We start from the raw sequence: 2,957 nt of genomic DNA, 5'->3' as shown, positions 1-2,957 counted from the left end.
ATACCGCACATTTCTATGAACGGGTAGAGAGCTTTTTAAAGGAGATTCTCCCGTATGCGCAGGATAAGGAAATTCTGATTGTAGCACATGGCGGAGTCAGTATTCCCTATCAGTGCTTCTTCGAGGGCTATGCGTGTGTGGAAAATCTGAGTGATCTCATCATCGCAAATTGTGAAGTCAGGCACTATGCCGCAAAGGCTATCCAAATTTTTTAGGGGTTTTCGCCAGAAATTTGGGGGTCAACTTTGGGGGAGAGAAAAAATAAAGGCTAAAAATTAAGACCCCTAAAGTTAAAATCAAGAGAATCAGTGAAAAAACATTCTGATTCTCTTTTTTTGGTTATGCTTCTGTACAAATTCTTAATCTCTTTATTCTTTTACTTTATATTTACCACGTTTCTTTCCAACATAGCTATGTACTTCATTAGATGATTTGGGCGTATTTCTCAATGCAGGTCTATTTCTGGTAGACCATAAGATTCGATTTCTAGTATAATTAAAATTAGAGGAACCTCGTGAGTTTCTCTTATAATCTTTCGGCTTTCGGTTGAATGATTCCATAGGTCCATTGGATAAACGTGCATAGTAACGCTCATTATCCTTTGCACTACGTCTTGATACCTCAGTTATAGTAAATGAGCGGGCAATCTCATGCTTATATTTATCAAGGTATTGTGAGAAAAGACGAGGAATGTAACCTCTGAGAGCCTTAAATTCTTCAATCATTTTTAATAATTCTTGCATTACTTCATCTTCAGAACTAAAGTGAGTATTATTGAATCTAATATATTTTTCTTTCACATCTCTGATTATATTGAACTTAGGATCTAGTGAGAGAAATAGTTTTTCAATAGTATATGTATCTGCGTACATTCTAAGAGAGCTGTGGTAATACCTTTTGTCAGAGTAATTGATATTGTCTTGATTCTTCAAAAGCACCCAGCGATATTTTCTAAGCAAGATAACTTCTTGTGATTCCTGAATCGTTTTATTGTCTCTATTGGTGTCATGATTTTGTTTTTCAAGCCTTTTAAGATCTCTATCTTTATATGCTTTCATTACTGAATTGATATAAGTATTAATCAATCCTAATAAATATTTAACAACATGAAAACTATCTAAAATCGACACAGCATTTGGAAAGAAATGCTTGGGTAATTCAAGATAAGGCTTATATGCATCAGAAATAATATAACGAACATGTTTTCTTTCTTCGTATGGAATGGAGAAGAAGTAGTTTTCAATGGTATGATGCCATCGGTTATGCAAGATGTCAACAATCTCTCCAGAAGTAAAGTCCATAAGAATCAAGGCATATTTCTCTTTTTCAGAAATATCAATATGTACTTCATCAACGGAAAGAAACTCAGGAAGAGTTAAACGTGGCAAATCCACGTAAGCAGTGAAAAGATCGTGAACTTGAGTATCAGATAAATTGAATTGTCTGGCAATAGATGCGGTAGAACGATCAAGGTCTTTCATAGCCTCTAAAACTAGTAGAGGAGTAATATCAGAGGATTGTTTATAACGCTGAAAGAATGGGAAATCTTCATTAACATATGTGGAACAGTTAGTGCATTTCCACTTTCTTTGGCTCACGATAAAGATGATGCAAGTTCCGTCTTGTAAGACAGGGTGTTTGATTTTGCGCTTATAAATACCTTTTGAGTGCATTCTGCAAGAACAATTAGGGCAATAAGACGGGATAGATGGTCGAGAGATATATACATACTTGGTATCAGCGATGATTTCAACATCGTTGATGATAATAGAACCATCATCGGGAATGTTTAATAATTTAAATAGATAAGAATGATCCATGATTACCTCCTTCACAGAAGCATAACCAATAGAACATTATAGAAAAAGAAACAGATGAATGCCACCTGTTTCTTTTGGGATTTATCCCCCTAAAGTGTCCCTCAAAGTTCAGACCCCTAAATTGACCCCTAAAGTTTAGCCCCCCAAATATTTTGGATACCCGTCAAGAGCTTGCCACCATTGGTGGTGCTTTGCACTCTTGATCGGGCTTTTTGTTTGCTGTATCTTCTCACAAGAGGAAAAAGATTACTCGTCCTCATCATCAAAATGGTTATTCCTTAATACTTCCCGTAACAGTTCTATATCTTCTTTTGAGTTGGGATTTATCCGTTTCACGAATTGAAAAGGTGTTTTATACTTATGTCCCTCTATGCTTTCCCCAAACATATCCATGCTGTATAAATCGTCATATCGGTCTAACAATCTTTGAAACTTCAAATGCTGGATAAATTCTTTGATTGGGTAAAGGTCGTCTGCCTGTATGTTATTTCCGTTGATGTAGTCGGTAATATATTCCCGTAACTTTTCTAACTCATATTCCAGCCATTCTTCCTCACTGTCAAAAAAGTTGTCATAATGCCCGTGTTTCAGTTCTGTATTTAGGCGTTCTTCGGCTCTTAGAAACTGACAGACTTCCTTTTCAGCCTGATTGATATATTTCCATTCCCCCGACAACAGTTCATTGGGCGTTACGTCCAGCACTTCCATTATCTTTTCCAGCGTATCATAGGCAGGATAATTCAACCCTCTTTCAATCTTGGAAAGGCTCTGCATATTGATACCGATTTTGTCCGCAAGCTCCTGCTGTTTCATTCCTCTGTATTTTCTGATGGTCTGTATGTTGTTTCCCAAAAAATTTATTTTCACTGCATAACCCTCCGTAACTCTGTATATCTTCTTATTTCGTTTCCGTTATAAGTCTATCATGCTTAATATGGTTTGTAAAGACAAAAAAAGATATTGACAAATAAGCATACAAGAATTATTATGTGTTTGTAAATAATTAAGCACAACAGAATGAAATATAAAACCATTTAAAAAGTAAATCCTATCTGATTAAACCCGTAGATATGAATATCGGTTGATATGGCATGGTTAGAAAAGGACAAACAGGGTTTGCAGACAAAGCATTGCAGG

Annotated in this window: 3 protein-coding genes; 1 reads left to right on the top strand and 2 read right to left on the bottom strand. The window is 35.8% G+C overall.

Annotated elements, in window-relative coordinates:
* Positions 1-215: histidine phosphatase family protein (locus ACESZG_RS18790; protein WP_373218949.1), on the top strand; the 215-nt coding region annotated here is incomplete at its 5' end.
* 153 nt (positions 216-368) lie between these two features.
* Here the strand turns inward: ACESZG_RS18790 and ACESZG_RS18785 are convergent.
* Both ACESZG_RS18785 and ACESZG_RS18780 read right to left on the bottom strand, forming a co-directional pair.
* Positions 369-1,820 (bottom strand): ISL3 family transposase, encoded by a 1,452-nt coding sequence (locus ACESZG_RS18785; RefSeq protein WP_008819210.1) that lies wholly within the window; start codon positions 1,818-1,820, stop codon positions 369-371.
* Between the two features lie 246 nt (positions 1,821-2,066).
* The gene (locus tag ACESZG_RS18780) at positions 2,067-2,687 is read right to left on the bottom strand and encodes a helix-turn-helix domain-containing protein (RefSeq protein ID WP_009269883.1); all 621 of its coding nucleotides are present in this window, start codon (positions 2,685-2,687) and stop codon (positions 2,067-2,069) included.
* Positions 2,688-2,957 lie beyond the last annotated feature (270 nt).

Origin of the sequence: Blautia sp. Marseille-P2398, assembly GCF_964240315.1 — a bacterium.
GTDB classification, from domain to species: domain Bacteria; phylum Bacillota; class Clostridia; order Lachnospirales; family Lachnospiraceae; genus Blautia_A; species Blautia_A wexlerae.
This window is presented reverse-complemented; position numbering and strand designations above follow the sequence as displayed.